The following is a 21,116-nucleotide window of genomic DNA, read 5'->3' on the forward strand; positions in this document are numbered from 1 at the left end:
TTTTGATATAACTAATGAGCTTTTATCAAATGTATAGATATATACAGGAGGGAGAGAGAATTACTAGTTTTGTGGGGAATAATATTAATATTTTTTTGGGGTTAGGTAACCCCAAAATGTTACTGCATTTGTGCCGCAACTTCAGCAGCAAAATCTTCTACTTTTTTCTCGATACCTTCACCTAGCTCAAATCGCACATATTTGATAATCTCTAGCTCATCACCAAGTTCTTTGGATTTTGCGTCAAGGACTTGTGCAATAGTTTTTTTATCGTCCATAACAAAAAACTGCCCCAAAAGCGTAAGGCGTTGATCAATAAGTGTGTTATCAGCGATAAATCGCTCTATTTGTCCTGGAATGATCTTATCCCAAATTTGCTCTGGTTTGCCTTGTGCCTTGAGATCATCTTGAAGTTTTTTCTTGGTAGATTCTAGCACTTCTGGTGTAAGTTCGCTGCGACTTACATATTCTGGAATCTTATGCAATGGCTTACCAAGTCGTTTAAGCTCTTCATTTTCTTTTGTAAGCTCTGCGATAAGCGCTACTTTTTCTTTTTGGATAAATTCAGAATCTAATTCGTGATAGCTCAAAACTTGCGGTTTCATCGCTGCTGCATGCATACAAAAATTTCGTGCAAGCTCTGCGGCTGGAGTTTTTGAATTTGCATTATTGTATTTTATTGCAATAAGCACACCTACACGACCATTAGAATGCACATATCCATTCACAACGGCATTGCCTTCGACTTTGATACTCTCAAGGCGTCGTATTACGATGTTTTCACCGATTTTTGCGATATTTTGTTGGAGATATTCCTCAAATTTTGTGCCTTCTATTTGAATGCTATTTAGCGTGCTAACATCGCTAATATTGTGATCAAAGACAAGTTTGGAACTTTTTGCTACAAGATCTTTAAAGTTATCATTTTTTGCCACAAAGTCTGTTTCAGAGTTAATCTCTAGCATTGAAGCCTTAGAAAAATCACTTGCTACTTCTACGCTAACAACTCCTTCACTCGCCACTCTATCAGCTTTTTTTGCTGCCTTGCTTAAACCTTTTTCTCGGAGATATTCTACTGCTTTTTGGATATCGCCACCTACCTCGACTAATGCCTTTTTGCAGTCCATCATTCCTGCATCAGTCATTTCGCGGAGTTGTTTTACTAATTGTGCTGAAATCTCCATAGTTATTCTCCTTGCTCTTGTTTAAGTTCTTCAAGCACTTCTTGCTTTTCTTCTTCTGTAGCTGGAATTGGTGCTTCTTGTTCGCCATCTTTATTCTCATTGCGTCCTTCCAAAATCGCTTCAGTCACTTCTTTGCAAAAGAGTTGGATTGAGCGAATCGCATCGTCATTGCCAGGGATTGGATAATCTACATTATCAGGATCGCAATTTGTATCAAGCGGTGCTATAACAGGGATTCCAAGTCGGCGTGCCTCTGCAACAGCAATTTTTTCTTTTACGACATCGATAACAAAAATCATATCTGGAGCTTTTTTCATATGGCGCACACCACCAAGATATTTGGTAAGTTTGTCTTTTTTGCGTTGGAGCATAAGTTTTTCTTTTTTTGTCAAAAGATCAATTTGTCCGCTTTCTTCCATTTGTTCGATAATCTCAAGTTTGCGCACAGATTTTTTTATGGTGCTAAAGTTTGTTAGCATACCACCTAGCCAACGATAATTTACATATGGGACATTAATGCTTTGAGCATATTGCTCGATTGTTTGACTTGCTTGTTTTTTTGTTCCTACAAACATAATCGTTTTGCCTTCAGCAGATGCATCTTTGATAATGTTGTATGTGTATTTGAAATAACGCAAGGTTTTTTGTAAGTCAATAATGTGAATATTTTTGCGCACACCAAAAATAAATCGCTTCATTTTTGGATTCCATCGTCTTGTTTGGTGTCCAAAATGCACACCGCATTCGAGTAAATCTTTCATTGTTACCATGTTTTGGTTCTCCTTAATTGTGTAATGTGGTTTTGCCTCCATACCCATTAGCGAATACATTTCGCAACCTTACTAAAGGATTGGTATGTGTGGATTGTTTTTGTGAAAAAACGCGAGATTGTAGCGTATCTTTCTTGAGCTATGCCTTAAGCTTGGGAGAAAGATAGATAAGGAATAGTAATTGTTTATCTCATGGTGGCTTTGCTTAAAGTTTTTTATGCTAGACTTGCGTGTTTTTAGATTCTTGAGAGCCAAGGGGTTAGATAATGGATTTTATCAGCATTATTATGGGAAGTAAGAGTGATTTTAGTGTGATGAGTGAATGTGCTGAAGTATTAAAAAAGTTTGATGTGCCATATGAAATGATTGTTTCTTCCGCGCACCGATCTCCTGATCGCACAAAAGAATACATCAAAGATGCGCAAAATCGCGGCGCACAAGTATTTATCGCCGCTGCGGGTATGGCAGCACATCTCGCAGGTGCAGTAGCAGCACAAACTTGTAAGCCTGTTATTGGTGTGCCACTTGCTGGTGGTGCGCTTGATGGTTTAGATTCTTTGCTATCCACGGTGCAAATGCCTAGCTCAATGCCTGTGGCAACGGTTACTATTGGTAAGGCTGGTGCTATCAACGCCGCGTATCTTGCGCTACAGATTCTAAGTCTAAAAAATGAAGAATTAGCAGGAAAGCTCGTGCAAGATAGAATGATGAAAGCCAAAAAAGTAGAATTAGATTCTTCAGAGATAGAAGTAAGGATTGATTAATGCAAGACACACCCACACAAAAAGATTCACAGACTTTGCCTGTAGCCTCGAGTGCTTCTGCGACTTGGATAAGTGTAGATGAGTTTATTAAGCTTTCTGGCTTAGAAGAGGCTCGTGTTTTAGAACTCATAGAATCTGGAGCGATTGTGAGTAAAAAAGAGGGCGAAAATGTGATGATTGACGCAAGTAGTGGCACTTCTGCACTTATCAAGCGTGTAGAAAATAATCTTGTCAATGCTGATATGCATGGCAAGGAATTAAGCCCTGTTTTTGTGGAGAAAACGATTGCTACGATTTTGAGCTTGCATGATAAAGTGATTGCTAGTAAAGATGAGACCATCAGCGCATTTAAGAATGAAAATGCGTTTTTAAAAGACGCGCTTGTTTCGATGCAAGAAGTATATGATGATGATAAGAAAACAATGGAAGTATTACGTTCAGAACTTCAAAGTGCGCGTGAAGAAGTGGAATTTATGAAGCGCAAATATCGCTTGATGTGGGGCAAGGTCTCAAATATGGCAGAGGGTAGCAAATAATTTATGAATCTCACCCATACTTGCCTTGAGTGCCTTTATAAACAGATTCACAATTTTTTACACACTTCAGCAGATTCACACACATTCCAAACACGCACACGCGATGAGATTCTTCATCACACTAAAGATCTCTTGCATTCCCTAGAGCAATCTTTGCATAACACTACACTTACGCCACCAAAGGCTGCTATAGCGATTTATAAAAATCTCTCTAAGGCACTTCAAAACCAAGATCCCTACAAGCACATCAAGCAACAAAGCATAGAATCTGCTGCCACAATCCTTGCTACTTTAAAGGATCATAAAGTCTATAACAAGACTTTGAGTGATTGTATCAAGGTTGCGGTTTTAGGAAATGTGATTGATTATGGATCACAAAGCTCCTTTAGTTTTGAATCTAGTTTTGATTTTGGGGGCTTGGAGTTTGCGCGTTTTGATATAGAGGCATTTGAAATGCGTTTGTGCAACGCCAAGAATTTGTTATACATAGCCGATAACGCAGGGGAAAATCTCTTTGATATCGTGTTACTCCAATTTCTTAAAAATCATTATCCCAATTTGCATATTACATATCTCGTGCGTGGTGCGCCTATTATCAATGATGTGACTTTAGCGGATTTGACGCATCCATTGTGCGCAGAGATATACCATTTGTGCGATGTCAAAAGCTCTCATATGGAAAGTCCTGGATTTATCTATGATGATGCACCAAAAGAGATCAAAGATAGCTTTGATAGTGCAGATGTTATCGTGGCAAAGGGTATGGGGAATTATGAATGTTTAGAATCCATACATAAAGAGAATCTGTTTTTGTTATTCAAGGTCAAATGTAGCGTGGTGGCAGCACATAGTGGCTTTGAGCTTGGAAAAATGGTATTTTTACACAACAAAGGAGAAGCATATGCGTAGTTTTTCAGATATTTTACTTGCGCTGCAAGAGTTTTGGAAAAAGCAAGGTTGTCTTATTGTGCAGCCTTATGACATTCCCGCAGGAGCAGGGACATTTCATCCTTTTACGCTTTTGCGAAGCTTAGATTCTAAGCCTTGGAGTGTAGCTTATGTCGCGCCTTCTAGGCGTCCTACAGATGGTCGATATGGGGAAAATCCAAACCGCTTGGGGAGTTATTATCAGTTTCAAGTGCTTATTAAGCCAAACCCAAGCAATATCCAAGAATTGTATTTGCAAAGCCTAGAGGCTTTGGGGTTAGATTTGCAAAAGCATGATGTGCGTTTTGTGGAGGATAATTGGGAATCCCCAACACTTGGTGCTTGGGGGCTTGGATGGGAAGTATGGCTTGATGGTATGGAAGTTACGCAATTTACTTATTTTCAGCAAGTTGGTGGGTTGCCTTGCGAGCCTGTGGCGGTGGAGATTACCTATGGTGTGGAGCGGTTGGCGATGTATATCCAAGGCGTGGAAAATGTGTTTGATATTTTGTGGGGTGTGGATTCACAAGGGCAGAATGTTTATTATCGTAATGTGCACAAAGAGGGTGAATATGAGTTTAGTAAATATCATTTTGAAGTGGCTGATGTTGCAAAACTTTTTAGCTTTTTTGAACAAGCCAAAGAGGAAGCCACGCATTGTTTAGAAGCACAACTCCCACTCCCAGCCTATGATTATACAATGCTTGCAAGTCATTTTTTTAATATTCTTGATGCGCGCAAGGCAATTTCTGTGGCACAGCGACAAAATTATATTTTACAGATTCGCGATCTTGCCAAGGGTTGCGCGGTGCTATATAAAGAACAAGAGGCTATGCGAGATGAACGCATACAAAGCTAAGTCATAGAGGATGTTATTCTATGACTTCACAAAAGAGCGCACACTCATCTGCCGCAGTGAAGTCTGTAGGTTTTATAATTTTAAAGCTATATCCTAGATTCCAAGATTCTATCATAGGCTTAATCTCAAAGAAATCGCTTGCTTGGTGATAAATACTAATAAGCATTGCAGGCTTTTGCTCTGTGATTGTTTGTTTTGCACCCTTTAAAAACTCTTGTTCAAAGCCTTCGATGTCGACTTTGATAAATCCAACCTCTAGATTATGCTCATGCACAAAAGAATCGAGTGTGATGACCTCAATGTTTTCATTATCGGTATGATTATGCAGTATTAGACTAGAACCTATGCCATTAATGTTGATCTTGGCTCGTGAGTGTTCTGATCCTAGAGCTTTTTTGATTGGGATAATACGCATTGCATTATTGAGTTTAATAGTTTGGAGTAAAACCTCGTAATTTTGGCTTGTAGGTTCAAAAGTATAAATATTTTTGTCTGTATATTTTTGAAAGACCAATGCACTATCACCTACATACCCACCAACATCGATAATATCTTTATTTTTTATCTTTGCTAGTGTGCTAGATTCAAATTCTTTTAATTTATGTTCATACCAAAACACACTAATTTCGAAAGAGTGAGTAGGTAAGAAATAGTTTTTATATATGTAAAGTGTATGGGAGAGTTTATGGATATTTGGGAAAAATTCTGTTGTAATGCGGTAAAGCTCCAAATATTCTTTTTCAGTAAGAGTCTCTATGAATTCCTTGTGCAAAATATGGGCTGTGCGTAGGGGAGAGATGATTGTTGTGAGTGTCTCGATACTTTTTTGATCTAATCCTTTACAGAGGTTCAGAATCTTTGTGTCAATGTCTTTATCAGTGGCTATATCTTTGGCGACTTTTGTGTGTAAAGTGTGAAATTTAGGATTGAGAGTGGCAAATCGGATTTTATGAATGGTGTTATGAATGGTTTTTCCAAAAACTTTATATTTAACAAAAACTTCTGCTATGCCCCCCCTTGTAGCCTACAATAACTTGTTCCCGAGTTAGGATGGAGTGCCCAAAAATATCAAGTGAAATCTTGCACAATTCTCCATTCCAAAGATGTCCGTTTCGTGAGATTGATAACATGTAAATTCTCCTTAATTTTAAAAAATTAGTCGCATTATATCTTACAAATCTTTTAAAACCTTAAAATCATTTCCGGTGCGTGTGAGTGTTTCAAATACCAAACGCAAGTCTTGTGTAGTTTCACTAATGCACCTTTCATCTACAAAGCACTGCTTTAGTTCAAGCAAAAGCGTATCTGTTGTGCTTTGAAAATCCCATATATCATAAAAATCACATAAAAACGCACATTGGGCATTGCTAGGCACTGGTGGATAGTTGCTATGGATACTCTTAAGACTTATGCCAAGCTCACTTGCCTCGCTTATACCTCGCGCAAATTCTTCAGAGCATTGTTGCAAGTGCAAACAATCCTGTGGGCTTGGGATTGTGATAGTTGCACATTTGTGGGTTTTGGCATTATAGAGTGTGTCTTTTATCGTGTCATCGCTTTTTTTCATCACACACACGCTTAGAATCGTGGGTTCTAAACTCACAGGCGCAAAAAAGCTAAAAGGTGCGAGATTGATACTGCCATTATCATTTATCGTGCTAATCCACGCAATAGGACGCGGTATAAGGCATTGGCTTAAGATTTTGAAATTTTGGAGTGGTGTGTTGGGTGAGAAATCAAAAAGCATACTATCTATTCCTTAGGGAGTTGTAGCATTGTGAGTGCGATTGTAAAAACTTCATCTGGCGTGATAGATTTCATACAGAGGTGGTGTTTGAGTGGGCAAGTGCGTTTTTTACACGGCGCACATTCTAAATGTTTGCTAAGGATAGTGATAGTATCAGCCGTGAGCGTTGTATATGTAGTGATATCTTTTGGTGTCGGATATGGTGTAGAATCTAGTGCGTGTGATATCATCGCTTGTGAGGGCAAGAAAAATTCTTGTGCTATTGGGAGATTCCATGGACAAGTATCCGCGGTATCCGTAGATCCAAAAATAGCTATCGTAGGAGTTTGAAGCGCGGCAGCGATGTGCATAGGACCACTATCATTGGTAATAAAGAGATCAAGTGCCTTAATGCTATCAATAAGCTCTATTAAGGTTGTTTTGTTGCTAAGATCATGAATATGCGTGTCATCTTGTATGGTGAGATTTTGTGTATCACCAAAGATATAGACTTCCCACCCTCTTGCAGCAAAACGCGTAATAATATCGATAAAATACTCTTTTTCCCAGCATTTTGCCCAACCAAAAGCCGCACCAGGATTAATGCCGATATGTTTTTTATCATCACAAATAATCTTGCTTTCTTTGCCACATACAAGGTGCAATGGTGTGTATGCCTCAAAGATTGCATAATCTACAAAATCTTTTATCAGATATTCGTATTTTTGCACTTGGTGTAGAGGCTTTAGTGTTGGGGGTTTGAGGGCATGTGTGAGAAGAAAGGATCGCAAATTTTTGGCATATCCCACACGCACTTTAGCTTTGCAAAGATACAAAAGTAGCGCGCCAAAAAATCCATTGCTAAAACAAAAGCCTAGATCGATAGATCCAATTTCTGTGCGTATTGTTTTGGCTAAATGATAAAGGCTTAGGATTCTATTTTTTGCTTTTTTGCTTTCATCAAGATATATGGCTTTGACACATGGATCACGTCTAAATATTTCACACACATAGCTTCCTACAAGCACAAATTGTGCATGTGGATACATACGCTTTAATTTTTGAAACGCACTTGTGCACATCACGCTATCGCCTAGCCAATTTGGCAATCGTAAAAGGATTGTTTGTATCATGTTTATCACTTATGTTGTTATTTTAGGTTTCTTGGCATTATAGCAAACTCTGTTAAGGTTTGTAAAAACTCTCTTTTGTTAGAATCTGCCTCTTTAAAATCTAAGTCTCTACGATATTTTTCATACACAAAGGATTTTTATGGCACTCGCTCCTTTAAATCTCACAGATGAGGATAAGTTACAGCTTGCAAAAATGGCAAATACCTTGCGGTTTTTGTGTGCGGATATGGTGCAAAAGGCAAATAGCGGTCACCCCGGTGCGCCTATGGGGTTGGCAGATATTGCGACAATATTAAGTTTATATCTCAAGCTTGATCCCACTAACCCTTCGTGGCTTAATCGCGATAGAGTGATTTTTAGTGGAGGACACGCGAGTGCTTTGGTGTATAGTTTGTTGCATGTATGGGGATTTGAAATTAGCAAAGAAGATTTAATGCAATTTCGTCAGCTAGATTCAAAAACACCTGGACATCCAGAATACAAGCACACGCCCGGTGTAGAGATTACCACTGGTCCGCTAGGACAAGGCATTGCTAATGCAGTAGGTATGGCATTTGCCTCCAAATATGCACAAAATCTCTTAGGCAAAGAGCTTATTTCTCATAATGTCTTTTGTTTTTGTGGTGATGGGGATTTGCAGGAAGGTATAAGCTATGAGGCTTGCTCACTTGCAGGATTGCATAATTTAGAAAATCTTGTTGTGATTTATGATAGCAATGGCATAAGCATTGAAGGTGCGGTGCAAAAAGCATTTAATGAAGATATCAAAGGGCGTTTTATCGCGCAGGGCTGGGAAGTTTTGGAGTGTGATGGACATAATTTTGATTCTATTAATACAGCACTTGTTAGAGCTATCAATGCCAAAAAACCAAGTATTATCATCGCAACGACTACTATAGGCAAAGGTGCGCTTAGCCTTGAAGGAAACCATAAAACACACGGCGCACCTTTAGGCGGAGATATAATTGCACAAGCAAAAAGTGCATTAGGGTTTGAATCTAGCGCTGAATTCAATATTCCTGATGATGTGGCATTGCGATTTTTAAATGTCAAAGAAGTTGGCGCACTCGCACATTATGAATGGCAAAAACTTCTTACACCAGACACACAAGCGCTTATAGATTCTATGTTGGATATAAGTAACATTACGTATCCTACATACCAAAAAGGACAATCTATCGCTACGCGCGTAAGTAATGGCGAGATTTTAAATGCTATTGCCACAAGTCTTAAAGGCTTTTTAGGCGGTAGTGCGGATTTAGCACCAAGCAACAACACAGAGCTTAAGGGTGAGCAGGATTTTCCAAATGGGCGCAATATGCATTTTGGTATCCGAGAACACGCTATGGGTGCGATTTGTAATGGTATTGCCAATTATGGGTTATTTTTGCCTTTTTGTGCGACTTTTTTTGTGTTTAGTGATTATCTCACGCCTAGCATACGCGTTGCAAGTTTGATGAAAACGCGTGTTATGTATGTTTTTACGCATGATAGCATAGGCGTTGGCGAAGATGGTGCGACACATCAGCCTATTGAGCACCTTTCTCATTTTCGTGCTATGCCAAATCTTTTGGTATTCCGCCCATGTGATGCAAACGAAAATATAGCGTGTTGGCAAGTAGCGCTACAACATCACACACCAAGTGCCTTTGTGCTTAGTCGCCAGAATCTTAAGGTTGTGTGTGATAGCCCAAATACAGAAGCAGTGACAAAAGGTGGTTATATTTTGCAAGAAAGCACCCTAGATTCACAAAATCCTAAACTTACACTTCTTGCAAGTGGTAGCGAGGTAAAACTTGCGCTAGATTCACAACAGGCTTTAGAGCAACAAGGCATTGCTACACGCGTAGTAAGCGTGCCTTGTTTTGAGCTTCTTTTGGCGCAAGATAGGGCATATAAGCAAAAACTTTTTGGTGCAAGTAAGGTTATGGCAATTGAGGCGGCAAGAGGGCTAGAATGGTATGTATTTGCCGATGATGTAGTAGGTATGGAGAGTTTTGGTGCTAGTGGCAAGGGCGAGGCATTGTTTGCGCGTTTTGGTTTTAGCGTGGATAATGTCGTGCAAAGGGCTAAAGCCTTATGTCTTTAGAGGCATTACAATCTCAAGAACTTCTTGTTTTTCCCTCAAGACGCGCGCTTACTCAATATCATAGCGTCAAAGAGGGAATTTGTGCGCCAAGCATGTTATTAGGAGAGTTTTTCTCCAAAGCTATCATATATCCAAACAAGAGCATTGTGCCTAAGCATTTGCGTAAATTTATCGTAAGTCGTGTGCTAAGAGAATACGACAAACAACATCACATTCTTTTGCATAATGGCTTTGTTTTTGAGCAAAGTTTTATAGCATATTTGCAATCTAGTGAGTTTTTTTTACGCTTTTTTGATGAATTATTTGTCCATAAGATCGCTATTAGTGATATTCCGCTGCTTGATACCTATGGCGAATATGAGGATCATTTGAGAATCTTGCAAGATGTGTATGAGCGATATTGTGCATTTTTGGAGCAACGAGGGTGGGTGTATAAAAGTTGGGATTTTACACTTGCGCATTTGTGGTTACAGGATTTTTCGCGTATTACCATTATGCTTTGTGGTGTGCTAAGTCCCTTTGAGTTGGCAATTTTGCGTGAAGTTTCTCGTGTGTGTTTGGTGCATATACGCTTTGATATGTGGGAAAAGACGCAAGGGTTTTGGGATATTTTTGATTCGCCCTTGGATTTGGATTGTGGTTTTTCGTATGTATTATCTTATCCTAGTGGTGAATTAGTGGCAAAGACGCCTTTAGATTCAGCACATACTTTGCGTGCATATTCATTTCTCTCACGCATAGAACAAGTGGGTGCGATTCGCCAACAAATTAGCGAATGGTTGGCGCGCGGCATAGAGCCAGAAGAGATGTCTATTGTGCTACCACAGGAGGATTTTACGCAATATTTGCAAGTGCTTGATATAGAGAGAAATTGTAATTATGCTATGGGTAAGCCATTGCAACACACTACATTGTATGCGACTTTATCCCAAGCCTTGCAGGAGAACACACAAAGTTTGTCTGTATGTGTAGCACAAAGTTTTGCTACTCTTAATGCACAAGATAGGATTCATTATGCGCCTATAAAACAAAAACTTGATGAGATTGTGCATGAATACCAAACAATGCACGCATTTTTTGATGATGTGGATTTTGGTGAAATAGCGCAGAGTTTTTTGCATGAGATTAAAGGGCTTAGCATTGATGATGTGTATGGTGGTAGAATCCGCGTTATAGGTGCGCTTGAAAGTCGGGGGGTTATGCTTCCTTATGTTATTTTGGTTGATTGCAATGATGGAGTGATACCGCATTTTAGAGATAATGATTTATTTTTAAATACTGCTTTGCGCCTAAAACTTGGCATTCCCACCACATACGACAAAGAAAAGCTTCAGGTGCTGTATTATAAAAATCTTTTGTTAGGGGCAAAGGAGGCGGTGGCACTTTGTGTCCAAGATGACAAAAATGCCCCTGCGCATTTGCTTCAAGAGCTTGGGTGCGTGGTGCATGAAAGCGAGCAAAACATTTTTCAACACACTCTAACGCAATCACCAGCTTATAAGAGAGAGCATTATGTGGGGCGCTTACGCAAGGTATTTTCACCAACAAGTTTTACTACATTTGTGCGTTGTAAATTGCAGTATTGTTTTAGGTATATTGTAGAACTAAGAGAGGAGAGCATAGAGAGGAGTAATGCGGCTTCTGTGGGGATTCTCGTGCATAGTGCATTGCAAAAGGCATATGAGCCATATATTCATAAGATAGTGAATCTAGCGGACATAGACTTGGTGCAAAAAGCTTGTGAGCAGTATGTGCGCGCACAAGAATTTGAACAAGCCCTAGATCGCGCAAATGTGGAGATTTTGTTACTTGACTTGGCGCGTTTTTTTGAGTTTGAGCGTGAGCATATCAAACAATATGGGGCATTTGAGATTTTGGGATTAGAAGAGGAGCTAGAGGACTTTGTGGTTGAGGGTTATCGTTTTTGTGGTGCGAGAGTGGATAGAATCCAACGCCAAAGCAATGGCGAAGTGCTTGTGATTGATTATAAATACACAAATAATATTGGTGATATTGCCAAAGAGGATTTTGCCCTTGAGCTTTATGCAAATGCACTAAGTGCCAAATATGGGAATATCAAAGCTATGTATTATGATTTAAAAAATGCAAAAAGCATATCATTGCCAAGCAAAAAAGAGGAGCTTATCGCAATCTTGCATACGATAGATACGCATTTTTGTGCGCGTGAAGTAAGCAGTGATGAGGTGCTTATACAAAGCACGAAGCATACTTTAGATTCTTCGCACTATACGCAAGGCTATGGGGTGTTTAGTCCAGCAGATACTTCCAAGCCCTGTTTATATTGCGCGTATAAAACTATTTGTGATAGATAGTGTTATTCTCGTGTGCCCAAAAATCCTGTCATTAGATTCTGTAGGCATTTGGTATCATCTTGGCATTCTTGGCGTTTGGTGATATATTCTTGCGCAAGATCTTTGGTAGATTCTAAAAGTATGACAAGCTCTCTATCAGCCTTGGCAAGATTTGCATTGTGGCAAATAGCAATTTCATCTTGAGTTTGGGCTTTGGCGCATTCAAAACTAGGTTGGAGATTGTAATACACATCAGTAAGAATGCCTTGCATATAGAGCGATTCGCACGCGTTTTTGTTTTGGAAAGGATAAATTTTTAGGCTAAATTCATCACGCTTTTCTATCATAATCCCACATTCAGGATCTGTGTCTAATTGCGTGATATATGCTTGAGTGCTATTAAGGGGTTTTAGGATAAATGTCGCACTTGCTGTATTTTGCCTTCCGTCTTTTTGAATCGTATGACTAAAGATTATATGATGCTCTTGTGTGCTAATGGTGTAAGATTCTTCTTGGAGATAGGGGTGCATTTTTTGTGAATCTAGCTTGATATCAGATTCTGCTAGATTGTTGGTAGATGGATTTAGGGATTGTTTTATGTAGCTAAAAGTGGCGATATCCTCCCAAGATGAGCCAAACTTTTGCCCATCGACATAGGCGCAAGAAGTAGGTTGAAATTGTGTAAAGATTGGTTCTTGATTTGGCGCATGTATAGCAAAAATCGCCTTTTTTGGCGAGAGAACATAGGATTTATTATTATGCACAAAGGTAAAAAAATCCTCATTGCTCTGTATTTGGGCATTACTTTCATCAAGTTTTAGGATTGTAGAATCTTGCTTGTTGGTGATTTGTAGTGTAGGGCTTTGGCATGTATCTTCACATACAAATTTTATATATGATGTTTGGTTTTCAAAGCATTCCGCACCAAAGACAATAGCAAATGTCCATATGTATACCCAAAAATAGCGCATATTTAATATCCTTTATTTATAGAATCTAATACCTCAAGGATAATCTCCCCAACGTGCTTAGCGTCATCAAGATTCATACTCTGCGCACATGGGATTGAAAGCTCGGCATTATAGAATCTCTGTGCATTTTGGAGATGTATCTCTCCAAATTTTTGCTTATAGAGGCTAAAGCTATATATCGGAATATAATGCACTTGCACACCAATACCGCGCTTATGAAGATCTGCAAAAATGCGTTTTTTACAATCCCAAAATTGCTCATGCAAAAAGATCGGATAGAGATGATATGTATGTATATCTGTAGATTGGGGCAAAATCGTAAAAAAGGGATTATTGCGAAAATATTGCTGATAAAATTGTGCGATTTGCGTGCGTTTGGCGATAAAAGATTGTAGTTTTGGGAGCTGGGATAATCCCAAAGCCGCGCTTAATTCGTGCATTCTAAAGTTAAACCCACATTCTAAGCAATCATATTCCCACGCATCACCTTTGAGGATTCCGTGACTTACAAGGCGCTTGGCGTGTGTAAAAAGCGCTTCATTATTAGTAACCAATGCGCCACCTTCGGCAGTTGTGATAGGCTTTATCGCATGAAAACTAAAGATTGTCATATCCGCTTGTGATCCAACTTTGCTTCCCTGAAAACTTGCACCAAAGGCGTGTGAGCTATCTGAAACCCAAAATAAATCAAATTCTTGTGCAAGCTCACGCATATGTGTGCAATCTATGCTTTGCCCACCATAATCCATACTAACCAAAAGTTTAATGTGTTGTTTGTGAGGATGCGTTGTGAGAATCTCGCGCACACTTTTAGGATCGAGGTGTCCGCTTGGTGTGATGTCGGCAAAAATCGGCGTAATGTCATTTGCCAACATCATATTTGTCGTAGCTACGAAGCTAATGGGCGTAGTGATTGCAAAGATTGGCGTGTGTGGAGATTTAGTGTGTAGCATAGATTTTATGGCGTGATAGGCTACATAAAGTGCCGAAGTGGCGGAATTACACACGATAGCGTGTGAGACATTACAATATTTTGCTATGGCAGATTCAAATTCTTGGGCGCGCCAACCTTGCGTAAGATTTTTGTCATCAAGTGCGCAAAGGACGGCTTTTTTGTCATCTCCTTGAATGAATTGCGTGCTATAAGGATACATTAGGCTAACAATTTTTGGACACGATCAGAATCTAACTTGTTTGTATCGTGTGAGCTTTTAAGGAAGTTGCCTAGCCCTTTGAAAAATGATGCAATTTTGCCAGGCTGTTTTTCTTGTATAATCGGAGAATCTAGCACATTATCTTTGTGTTCTTTACTTACTTGTTGTTGGATTTTTTGTGCATTTTCTTGGGCATCTTGAGAGAGAGAGGCTATCGCATCTTTTATATCTTTTTTTAAGTCTTTGATGTCTTGAGTAAGTGCGCCCAAATCGCGTTTATTTTCATTGATTAGCGAAGTATCAAGCTTGACTTTTGTAAGCACCACCTCGCCTTTAGAATCTTTAAATGCTACACCAAAAACCTTTTCATCTCCAAAAGTTGTCTCTTTCATCACTTTTTTGACTTCTTCTTGTAGCTCTTTGGCTTTTTGTTCTCGTTGTGTTTCATCTTCGATTTTTTGGAGAGCTTGGAGTTTTGGCTCGATAGAATCTAGCACAGATTGCAAAGTTTGTAGCTTGCCGATGTTTGTATTTGAATCCTTGATAGCGCTAGTGTTAATCGCTTGTGTTTTTGGGAGTGAATCCGTGCTTTGCTTTATCAGAGTAGTTTTTGGTTCTTTGGTTTGTGTTTTTTGTGTAGGTTGGGTAAAAGTGCTATTGCTTTTTGTGTTATCTATTTTCATCTTACCACCCCTTAAATTTTTTTATCATCTAAGCAAATTCCGAGCCACTATGCCCCAAACTTGAAATGTATTATAGTAGTTGGGATAAATAATCTATGTTGGAGAAACCTCAAAGAGAAAATCTTTGAGGTTTTGTGTTATTGCTTATAGCTTGTGATACTTGCAGAGTGTGAATCTAAAACCTTGTAGTTATAAGGCTTTGTGTTTTTGTCAAGCTCAAGCAATTCTTTTGGAGGCTCTCCATTGACATTGTGGTGTTCATAGTAGCGATCACCAGCTTTATGTCCTGCCATATCGACTTTATATGTGATTTCTCCAGGGTTAAGTTTTTGAATCTCTTCAAATCCTACATTAGAAACACTAAAGCCTTTGATACCATTAGCTGCAGCTATTTCTACGAGTTTAGCTTGTCCCATTCTTGCCATTTCTACAGCTTGGAGGAGCATTCTACTTGCTTCGCGTGGGTTGTGGAAGCCTGTAGAATTTTCTGCACCGACAAAATCACCCCTCATTTGTCCTCTTCTGTGTAGCTCGAGAGGTTCTGCAAGTGCTTTTGAAATTTTGGCTTCATCAGGCTTACCAGCAGTTTGGTATGCAGGAAGTTTGCCTAACTCATCGCGCAACTTTTTAATGTCTTGGATAAGGCTAACGGTTGCGTATTCTGCACTTCTTAAGTCATAAGCGACAGATTTTTGAATATCAGCAATTTGCGCTTTAAGCACATCTTCACTTTGAGAGTGGCAAGTTTTGCATGATGCGTTTATGTCATTAAGTGGTGAAGTTATGTTGTGTTGTGTAACTTTTCTACCACCCGCACCTTTTGTATAAGGCATATGACAATCCGCACAACTTACACCATTAGCCGCATGCACACCACCGCTAAAGAGTTCAGATTCTGGGTGTTGGATTTTGAGCATTGGTGCTTTTGTGAGTTTGTGCTCCCAATCAGAGACAAATACATTTGCTTCTCGCGCTTTGTCATAATGCTCATCAAACATCTCGATTCTAAATGGTTCCCCTTTTTTCCATGCGCTCCAAGGGAATACAAGCTCAATACCATCAACTTCTATTTCAGTAGGACTATTGCCATCACGCCATATATCATATTCATCATATGTTTTTTGTGTGCCATCCCACCATTTTTGGCTTGGATCTTGTGCGATACTCTCGCCTGTAACCTTAACTTTGGATCCTGTCGGTCTAAAGTAGTATTCCACATGGCATTGGGTGCACACAAGTGTTCGCATTTCTTTTCTATCTGCTTTTACGCCTTGGATTGGATCTTTTTGGTATCCTCTAAAATCCACAAGTGCATTGATAAGCGCTTGACGTGTGATTCTAAGCTCCATAGTTTCTGGGTTGTGGCAGTCTGCACAAGTTACACCCATTCTTGTTCCGCCATGTGGTCCTCTGTGTGCTTCAGAATCTGGCGCTTCACCATTGATTGTAGGGACATCTTTTATCATAGTCCAATATTTTGTAGAGTTAAATCGCACCCAATCGCCTTTAGCAGAGTTTTTGAGAAGCCAAGGCGACCACCCACTATGGCAATTCATACATGCCGCAGGTTGTCCTCCAAATTTTGCAAAACCATGAGCATTAAGAAAATCTTTGTTATTTCTTGCGGTATCCATTTGATCGACTTGAATCCAAAAATGCCCTCGCTCTTCATTGGCATCTAGGCTAAATGGATAACCCGCCCAAAGAATAGTGAGTTGTGGGTATCGGATAAGTTTTGAATACGCGAGATTCCCACCAAAATCTGTGTATTTTGGAGTTTCTGTTTCGACTTTGAGATACATATCTCTGTATTCTGGAAAGTTTTTACCCCATTCATCAAATGTAGGATTGTTATCAGTGAGTTCCACAGCCCCCAAAGACTTAGTGCTTGTTACAGCACTTTTAGAGCTAATATCACTATTAAGCCACCAAATACCAGCGATGATAATGACTGCCAATATAATAAGAATTGGCATCATACTACTTTTCTTTTGCATATCTTCCTCCTTAAATGTAGATTAAAATCCGCGTCGATGTCCGACATTTTCGTGACACGATACGCATTGCAAAGCCTGTGTATTGTTACCCGCGTGTGTAGTCGGATTGATCGCATTTCCTGCATAATCGCTATGACAATTAATGCAATTTTGTTGCACAATCTTTTTACTTTTTTCATTTGCGCTTAGATTCACAGGGAGATCATCAAGCTCAAATGTGAATGCGTAGCCGTGTCCTAAACCACTTTGTGCCTTTGCAATCCATTTAGAAACAAAGCCATGAGGCAAATGACAATCGCTACATGTAGCTTTTTCTTTGCCATTAATTTTGAGAGAATGTGGATCAGACATATAGTTTGCATACACATCATTCATCACATGGCAGTTGTTACAAGCCTCTGGGTTGTTGCTAAGATAGGAAAATCCTTTGGCGTTGTAAAATGTATAGCCACCACTTATGATGATGACAACGACCAAAAAAATGAGAATCTTTGCCGACAAAGACCAGGGTTGACTTTTGCGTGACCTCAAGAACTCCTCCTTAACATTTTATACACTATCTATTTTTGGATAGATACCTATTATTCTAATATAAACTTTCTTAAAATTTTTTGATTTACTTTTTGTTAATATTTCTATCAAGATTTTAGATTCTCAAAGGAATTGCTATGTTTGCTTATACGGACTTTATCCCAAATGCTTCAAAAAATGGCGGTGTGCTTTTTGCGCTAAGTAATCGTTATGGTGGATATAGCAAACCGCCCTATGAAAGCCTAAATCTTGCATTTCACACAGGTGATGAATCTGCGGTGGTGGAGCGTAACATCACGCATATATTGGAGCATTTTACAAAGCTAGATTCTAGGCTAGATTCACAATCCATACACACGCTTACATATATGACACAAATTCACGCCTTGCATTGCGCTTTGGATACTGATTGTGCACAAGAGCGTGAGAGTATGGGCATTAGGCTTAGGAATGTGGGCGAGGCTGACGCACTGCTTTTGACACGCCCATATACACCTGCTATGGTGCTTGTTGCGGATTGTAATCCGATTTTGTTCTTTGATTGTGCGCACAATGTCGCCACGCTTATTCACGCTGGGCGAGCCGGTGTGTTTGGGCGGATTTGCTCAAAGACTTTGGCGTATATGCGTGAGCATTATGGCACGAGGGCAAGTGATGTATTTGCATTTGTAGGGGCAGGGATACGCAAATGTTGCTATGAAATACAAGAAGATGTGCGTAAAGAATTAGAGCGTGTGTGCAGTGAGCCTATGCGTTATATACAAATGCGAGAAAATCGGTATTTTCTTGATTTGGCGTTGATGTTGGCAGATGAATTACAGAATCTAGGGATTGTCAATACTAGAGTTTTGCCACAATGTAGCAGTTGTGAGGGCGAGTTTTTTTCGTATCGGCGTGATGGTGTGAGTGGGCGATTTGCCCTCATCGCTATGCTTGTAGGCTAGCGATGAAGTTTTTGGTAGCACTAGAAATTGTAAGTATAGCGCACACCGGTGTTGTAGATTTGTGTTGTGCTCATATCAGTTTTTACAGGAACACCATTCATTTCTGCCGTAGCACTCGCACCAATCACACCAAAGCGTGTAAAGAACTCTATGCCGTGTTTTTTGCCAAATAGTGTTCTAAGACCGAGATTTATCCCCATATCAAAGCCTGAGATGTTAGAGAGATTGCTATTTGCGGTGGTGGCTTTTACGATACCGCCAGAATGGATACCTACACCAAGAGAGAGACCAGCAAACCATCCAGCAGAGACTTGCTCACTATTATAAAACGTATTAAGGAAATCCACATTAGCATTCACAAACATCGAGTTGAATTGGTTGCCATTTGGTGTTTGACCATTTCCACCAGTAGAAGCATCTTGCAAATAGCTCGTGCCATTATTGAGTGCTACATACGCTCTCAAGCCTACATTTTCTGTGAAAAACCACTTATAACCACCCATAAGACCATATCTAAGGCTACCAAGAGCATAAGTTGTTTGTGTGCTACCATTTATAGACGATTCGCTTGTCATTTTAGAGAGATTGGCAAGTCCGAGATCCACACCCACAAATGCACCACTTTCTTCTGCAACTACAGCGCTTGTGCTAAATGCTAGAGCTAATGCTCCACTTACGATAAGCTTTTTCATGCAAACTCCTTTAGGGTTTTGTTGTTGGTATCGTTTGTCTAGTTTTTGGAGAAACTAGAGCAAAACGTATCCATTTTATCTCTAAATTCTTATGCAATCCTTAATTTTATGAGCTTAGTGTATATTTTGTTGGTTGTGTGAAAAAAATACTAAAGCAATGCGAGGATTTGTGAGATGATAGTGCGCGCACCATTTGGTGAGATTTTGTCTTGCAAGGCTTGTGAGACTTGCGCAATGCGTGGAGTAAGTGAGTCCAAAAATGTTAGGATTTGTTGTGGGTGGAGGGTAGATTCTCTACATACTTGCGCGAGGTTGGCAGTGGCAAACTCTAGGGCATTGTGGTATTGGTGATCTTTGGCTGCAAATGGATAGGGGATAAAAAAGCAAGGCAAACCATTGGCGCAACTCTCCCACACGCTTCCAGCTCCAGCACGACTGATACACACATCACTTTTTTCCACAAAATCAATGAGCTTGGGGCTAAAGGCAAAAAGCTCAATGTCTTGCAAGATACTTTGTTGTGCGTAGGCTTGGCTTATGCGCTCTTTGTCTCTCTCACCGCATTGATGAATGATGTGATACCCACGCGCTAAAAGTGTAGGCGCGAGATCTAGTGCGATATTGTTTATTGCTTTTGCGCCTTGTGAGCCACCCAAAAAGAGTATAGTTTTTATCTCTGTGCGTGTGCGTGCGTGGGCAAAAAATTCTTGACGCACAGGATAATCACAGCGATAAAAACGCTTATTTGCAAGTGCAAAAGAGCCAAAAATTTGGGTAGCAAATGGGCTTAGGAGTTTGTTTAATGAGCCACTTATGGCATTTTGTTCGTGGATAAAGAGCTTAACCTTGCTTCCCAAAGTCGCTAATGAAGCACCTGCTGCGCTAAAGCCTCCTACACTAATGACTGCTTGTGTGTTATGGCGTGCAAAAAGTTTTTTGCACATTTTGGTTGCATTATAGATTTTGTGTAGGGCGGCGAGTTTGGCTAAGCCTTTTTTATTGACTACGCCTGTGCTATCCAAAAAATACACTGCACTAAACAGATCGCTTTGTGCAAACCACATTTTGTCTTGTCCTGCGTGCGAGCCTATGTAGATACAAGGGATTTGCCTTTTTTGGAGTTCTTGGGCAAGAGCTTTGGCTATGGCGAGATGACCGCCTGTGCCACCACCTGTAATGGCAAACATAGTTACTCACAACAATGTGGTTTTTGGGTGCTTATAGGGTTGCCTAAGGCTTTCCATGCACCAAAACCACCCACGAGGCGATAGAGGTTGGTATAACCAAAATTTTGCGCCCATAATATCGCAGTATGCGCACTTCCTACAGGCGCAAAAATATCATCACCTTCATCATAAAAGAGAATTTTTGCATTTTTATCCGCTCCCAAAAATTCTAAAAATTCTTGTTGTGAGCGATCGGGGCTATCTTGATTCCATTCTTGTTGTGTGCCTTTGCCTATTTCTTTGAGGCTTGGGCTTTTGGCAAAGGCAAAATGTTTGGCACTAGGGATTAATCCTAGATTGTAGATTCCGCGTGGTAGCGTGGCTATGATGACAAAAGAATCAAGATCTTGTGCTAGTGCGTGTGAATCTATGAGCTGATAGCCTGTGGCATTGGCGCGTTGGATAAGCGCGCGCGCGTCTTCTTGTGCGCTAGATTGTGTGTGCGTATTTGGAGTATTTTTGAGCTCTAAGTAGCTTTGTGTAAGGGCGATGTAGGCATTTGGGGTTGCAAGATGTGGTTTTTTGAGCCAAAAGATTATGATAAGCGCTACACAAAATGCAGCAAGAAATATGAATATAAAGAGTTGTAGTCTTTTTTTTGCTTTGCGTGTTGGCATA

20 protein-coding genes are annotated in these 21,116 nt (G+C 39.9%); 7 read left to right on the forward strand and 13 right to left on the reverse strand.

Translation table 11 applies throughout. The features are described from left to right. Positions 1-119: 119 nt before the first annotated feature. Together tsf and rpsB are read right to left on the reverse strand one after the other, a co-directional pair. On the reverse strand, positions 120-1,184 hold the full coding sequence (gene tsf, locus B9T66_RS06345) for a translation elongation factor Ts (protein ID WP_095628149.1): 1,065 nt from the start codon (positions 1,182-1,184) through the stop codon (positions 120-122). A 2-nt stretch (positions 1,185-1,186) separates the two neighbouring features. Continuing rightward, complete coding sequence (gene rpsB, locus B9T66_RS06350; protein ID WP_095628179.1) at positions 1,187-1,954, reverse strand: 30S ribosomal protein S2; 768 nt, start codon at positions 1,952-1,954, stop codon at positions 1,187-1,189. Between the two features lie 266 nt (positions 1,955-2,220). Here rpsB and purE point away from each other — a divergent pair, with 266 nt between their 5' ends. Genes purE through glyQ form a run of 4 tightly spaced genes read left to right on the forward strand, consistent with a single transcriptional unit; the run spans position 2,221 to position 5,040 of the window. Further along, positions 2,221-2,718 carry a 5-(carboxyamino)imidazole ribonucleotide mutase gene (gene purE / locus B9T66_RS06355; RefSeq protein ID WP_095628150.1) on the forward strand — a complete coding sequence of 166 codons (498 nt, stop codon included), beginning with the start codon at positions 2,221-2,223 and terminating at the stop codon, positions 2,716-2,718. Further along, positions 2,718-3,254, forward strand: a complete 537-nt coding sequence (locus tag B9T66_RS06360; RefSeq protein ID WP_095628151.1) for a DUF3972 domain-containing protein — start codon at positions 2,718-2,720, stop codon at positions 3,252-3,254. The genes purE and B9T66_RS06360 overlap by 1 nt, the downstream gene beginning before the upstream one ends. A 3-nt stretch (positions 3,255-3,257) precedes the next feature. Continuing rightward, entirely contained in the window at positions 3,258-4,163 is a 906-nt protein-coding gene (locus B9T66_RS06365; RefSeq protein WP_095628152.1) for a damage-control phosphatase ARMT1 family protein, read from the forward strand. Then, a complete protein-coding gene (glyQ, locus tag B9T66_RS06370; protein ID WP_095628153.1) occupies positions 4,156-5,040 on the forward strand; it encodes a glycine--tRNA ligase subunit alpha in 885 nt (294 codons plus the stop codon). The genes B9T66_RS06365 and glyQ overlap by 8 nt, the downstream gene beginning before the upstream one ends. A gap of 13 nt (positions 5,041-5,053) precedes the next feature. On the opposite strand, the gene B9T66_RS06375 is transcribed toward glyQ, so the two are convergent. The 3 genes from B9T66_RS06375 to B9T66_RS06385 form a co-directional block, all read right to left on the reverse strand. Further along, positions 5,054-5,659 carry an FkbM family methyltransferase gene (locus B9T66_RS06375; protein ID WP_257874639.1) on the reverse strand — a complete coding sequence of 202 codons (606 nt, stop codon included), beginning with the start codon at positions 5,657-5,659 and terminating at the stop codon, positions 5,054-5,056. A gap of 552 nt (positions 5,660-6,211) precedes the next feature. Further along, the gene (locus B9T66_RS06380; RefSeq protein WP_095628155.1) at positions 6,212-6,787 is read right to left on the reverse strand and encodes a flavin reductase family protein; all 576 of its coding nucleotides are present in this window, start codon (positions 6,785-6,787) and stop codon (positions 6,212-6,214) included. Positions 6,788-6,792: 5 nt separating this feature from the next. Continuing rightward, entirely contained in the window at positions 6,793-7,899 is a 1,107-nt protein-coding gene (locus B9T66_RS06385; protein WP_095628156.1) for a glycosyltransferase family 9 protein, read from the reverse strand. 139 nt (positions 7,900-8,038) lie between these two features. Between B9T66_RS06385 and tkt the strand changes: the two genes are divergently transcribed. Both tkt and B9T66_RS06395 read left to right on the forward strand, forming a co-directional pair. Further along, positions 8,039-9,988, forward strand: coding sequence for a transketolase (gene tkt, locus B9T66_RS06390; protein ID WP_095628157.1), 1,950 nt, complete (start codon positions 8,039-8,041; stop codon positions 9,986-9,988). Beyond that, positions 9,979-12,321, forward strand: coding sequence for a PD-(D/E)XK nuclease family protein (locus B9T66_RS06395; protein ID WP_095628158.1), 2,343 nt, complete (start codon positions 9,979-9,981; stop codon positions 12,319-12,321). Before tkt ends, B9T66_RS06395 begins: the two co-directional genes overlap by 10 nt. Positions 12,322-12,323: 2 nt before the next feature. Here the strand turns inward: B9T66_RS06395 and B9T66_RS06400 are convergent, their stop codons facing one another. The 5 genes from B9T66_RS06400 to nrfH form a co-directional block, all read right to left on the reverse strand. Then, on the reverse strand, positions 12,324-13,271 hold the full coding sequence (locus tag B9T66_RS06400) for a hypothetical protein (RefSeq protein WP_095628159.1): 948 nt from the start codon (positions 13,269-13,271) through the stop codon (positions 12,324-12,326). Positions 13,272-13,273: 2 nt separating this feature from the next. Beyond that, a complete protein-coding gene (gene pseC / locus B9T66_RS06405; RefSeq protein ID WP_095628160.1) occupies positions 13,274-14,425 on the reverse strand; it encodes a UDP-4-amino-4,6-dideoxy-N-acetyl-beta-L-altrosamine transaminase in 1,152 nt (383 codons plus the stop codon). Continuing rightward, positions 14,425-15,108, reverse strand: coding sequence for a hypothetical protein (locus B9T66_RS06410; RefSeq protein WP_095628161.1), 684 nt, complete (start codon positions 15,106-15,108; stop codon positions 14,425-14,427). Before B9T66_RS06410 ends, pseC begins: the two co-directional genes overlap by 1 nt. Before the next feature lie 137 nt (positions 15,109-15,245). Next, a complete protein-coding gene (locus B9T66_RS06415; RefSeq protein WP_095628162.1) occupies positions 15,246-17,105 on the reverse strand; it encodes an ammonia-forming cytochrome c nitrite reductase subunit c552 in 1,860 nt (619 codons plus the stop codon). Between the two features lie 21 nt (positions 17,106-17,126). Next, on the reverse strand, positions 17,127-17,606 hold the full coding sequence (gene nrfH, locus B9T66_RS06420; protein ID WP_257874641.1) for a cytochrome c nitrite reductase small subunit: 480 nt from the start codon (positions 17,604-17,606) through the stop codon (positions 17,127-17,129). 167 nt (positions 17,607-17,773) lie between these two features. Here nrfH and B9T66_RS06425 point away from each other — a divergent pair, with 167 nt between their 5' ends. Then, the gene (locus B9T66_RS06425) at positions 17,774-18,580 is read left to right on the forward strand and encodes a polyphenol oxidase family protein (RefSeq protein ID WP_095628164.1); all 807 of its coding nucleotides are present in this window, start codon (positions 17,774-17,776) and stop codon (positions 18,578-18,580) included. 20 nt (positions 18,581-18,600) lie between these two features. Here the strand turns inward: B9T66_RS06425 and B9T66_RS06430 are convergent, their stop codons facing one another. The 3 genes from B9T66_RS06430 to B9T66_RS06440 all read right to left on the reverse strand — a co-directional run bounded on the left by B9T66_RS06430 (position 18,601) and on the right by B9T66_RS06440 (position 21,115). Continuing rightward, on the reverse strand, positions 18,601-19,272 hold the full coding sequence (locus B9T66_RS06430) for an outer membrane beta-barrel protein (protein WP_095628165.1): 672 nt from the start codon (positions 19,270-19,272) through the stop codon (positions 18,601-18,603). Positions 19,273-19,421: 149 nt separating this feature from the next. After that, positions 19,422-20,459: an undecaprenyldiphospho-muramoylpentapeptide beta-N-acetylglucosaminyltransferase gene (gene murG, locus B9T66_RS06435; protein ID WP_095628166.1), complete on the reverse strand. Its 1,038-nt coding sequence runs from the start codon at positions 20,457-20,459 to the stop codon at positions 19,422-19,424. A 2-nt stretch (positions 20,460-20,461) separates the two neighbouring features. Continuing rightward, the gene (locus tag B9T66_RS06440; protein ID WP_180763358.1) at positions 20,462-21,115 is read right to left on the reverse strand and encodes a rhodanese-like domain-containing protein; all 654 of its coding nucleotides are present in this window, start codon (positions 21,113-21,115) and stop codon (positions 20,462-20,464) included. Between the last annotated feature and the right edge of the window lies 1 nt (position 21,116).

This window comes from Helicobacter sp. TUL, assembly GCF_002287135.1.
Classification (GTDB): Bacteria; Campylobacterota; Campylobacteria; order Campylobacterales; family Helicobacteraceae; genus Helicobacter_F.

Bases quoted from the DNA above. Each gene is read 5' to 3' on its own strand.
- tsf (WP_095628149.1), bottom strand. From the start codon at position 1,184: ATGGAGATTTCAGCACAATTAGTAAAACAACTCCGCGAAATGACTGAT.
- rpsB (WP_095628179.1), bottom strand. From the start codon at position 1,954: ATGGTAACAATGAAAGATTTACTCGAATGCGGTGTGCATTTTGGACAC.
- purE (WP_095628150.1), top strand. From the start codon at position 2,221: ATGGATTTTATCAGCATTATTATGGGAAGTAAGAGTGATTTTAGTGTG.
- B9T66_RS06360 (WP_095628151.1), top strand. From the start codon at position 2,718: ATGCAAGACACACCCACACAAAAAGATTCACAGACTTTGCCTGTAGCC.
- B9T66_RS06365 (WP_095628152.1), top strand. From the start codon at position 3,258: ATGAATCTCACCCATACTTGCCTTGAGTGCCTTTATAAACAGATTCAC.
- glyQ (WP_095628153.1), top strand. From the start codon at position 4,156: ATGCGTAGTTTTTCAGATATTTTACTTGCGCTGCAAGAGTTTTGGAAA.
- B9T66_RS06380 (WP_095628155.1), bottom strand. From the start codon at position 6,787: ATGCTTTTTGATTTCTCACCCAACACACCACTCCAAAATTTCAAAATC.
- B9T66_RS06385 (WP_095628156.1), bottom strand. From the start codon at position 7,899: ATGATACAAACAATCCTTTTACGATTGCCAAATTGGCTAGGCGATAGC.
- tkt (WP_095628157.1), top strand. From the start codon at position 8,039: ATGGCACTCGCTCCTTTAAATCTCACAGATGAGGATAAGTTACAGCTT.
- B9T66_RS06395 (WP_095628158.1), top strand. From the start codon at position 9,979: ATGTCTTTAGAGGCATTACAATCTCAAGAACTTCTTGTTTTTCCCTCA.
- B9T66_RS06400 (WP_095628159.1), bottom strand. From the start codon at position 13,271: ATGCGCTATTTTTGGGTATACATATGGACATTTGCTATTGTCTTTGGT.
- pseC (WP_095628160.1), bottom strand. From the start codon at position 14,425: ATGTATCCTTATAGCACGCAATTCATTCAAGGAGATGACAAAAAAGCC.
- B9T66_RS06410 (WP_095628161.1), bottom strand. From the start codon at position 15,108: ATGAAAATAGATAACACAAAAAGCAATAGCACTTTTACCCAACCTACA.
- B9T66_RS06415 (WP_095628162.1), bottom strand. From the start codon at position 17,105: ATGCAAAAGAAAAGTAGTATGATGCCAATTCTTATTATATTGGCAGTC.
- B9T66_RS06425 (WP_095628164.1), top strand. From the start codon at position 17,774: ATGTTTGCTTATACGGACTTTATCCCAAATGCTTCAAAAAATGGCGGT.
- B9T66_RS06430 (WP_095628165.1), bottom strand. From the start codon at position 19,272: ATGAAAAAGCTTATCGTAAGTGGAGCATTAGCTCTAGCATTTAGCACA.
- murG (WP_095628166.1), bottom strand. From the start codon at position 20,459: ATGTTTGCCATTACAGGTGGTGGCACAGGCGGTCATCTCGCCATAGCC.
- B9T66_RS06440 (WP_180763358.1), bottom strand. From the start codon at position 21,115: ATGCCAACACGCAAAGCAAAAAAAAGACTACAACTCTTTATATTCATA.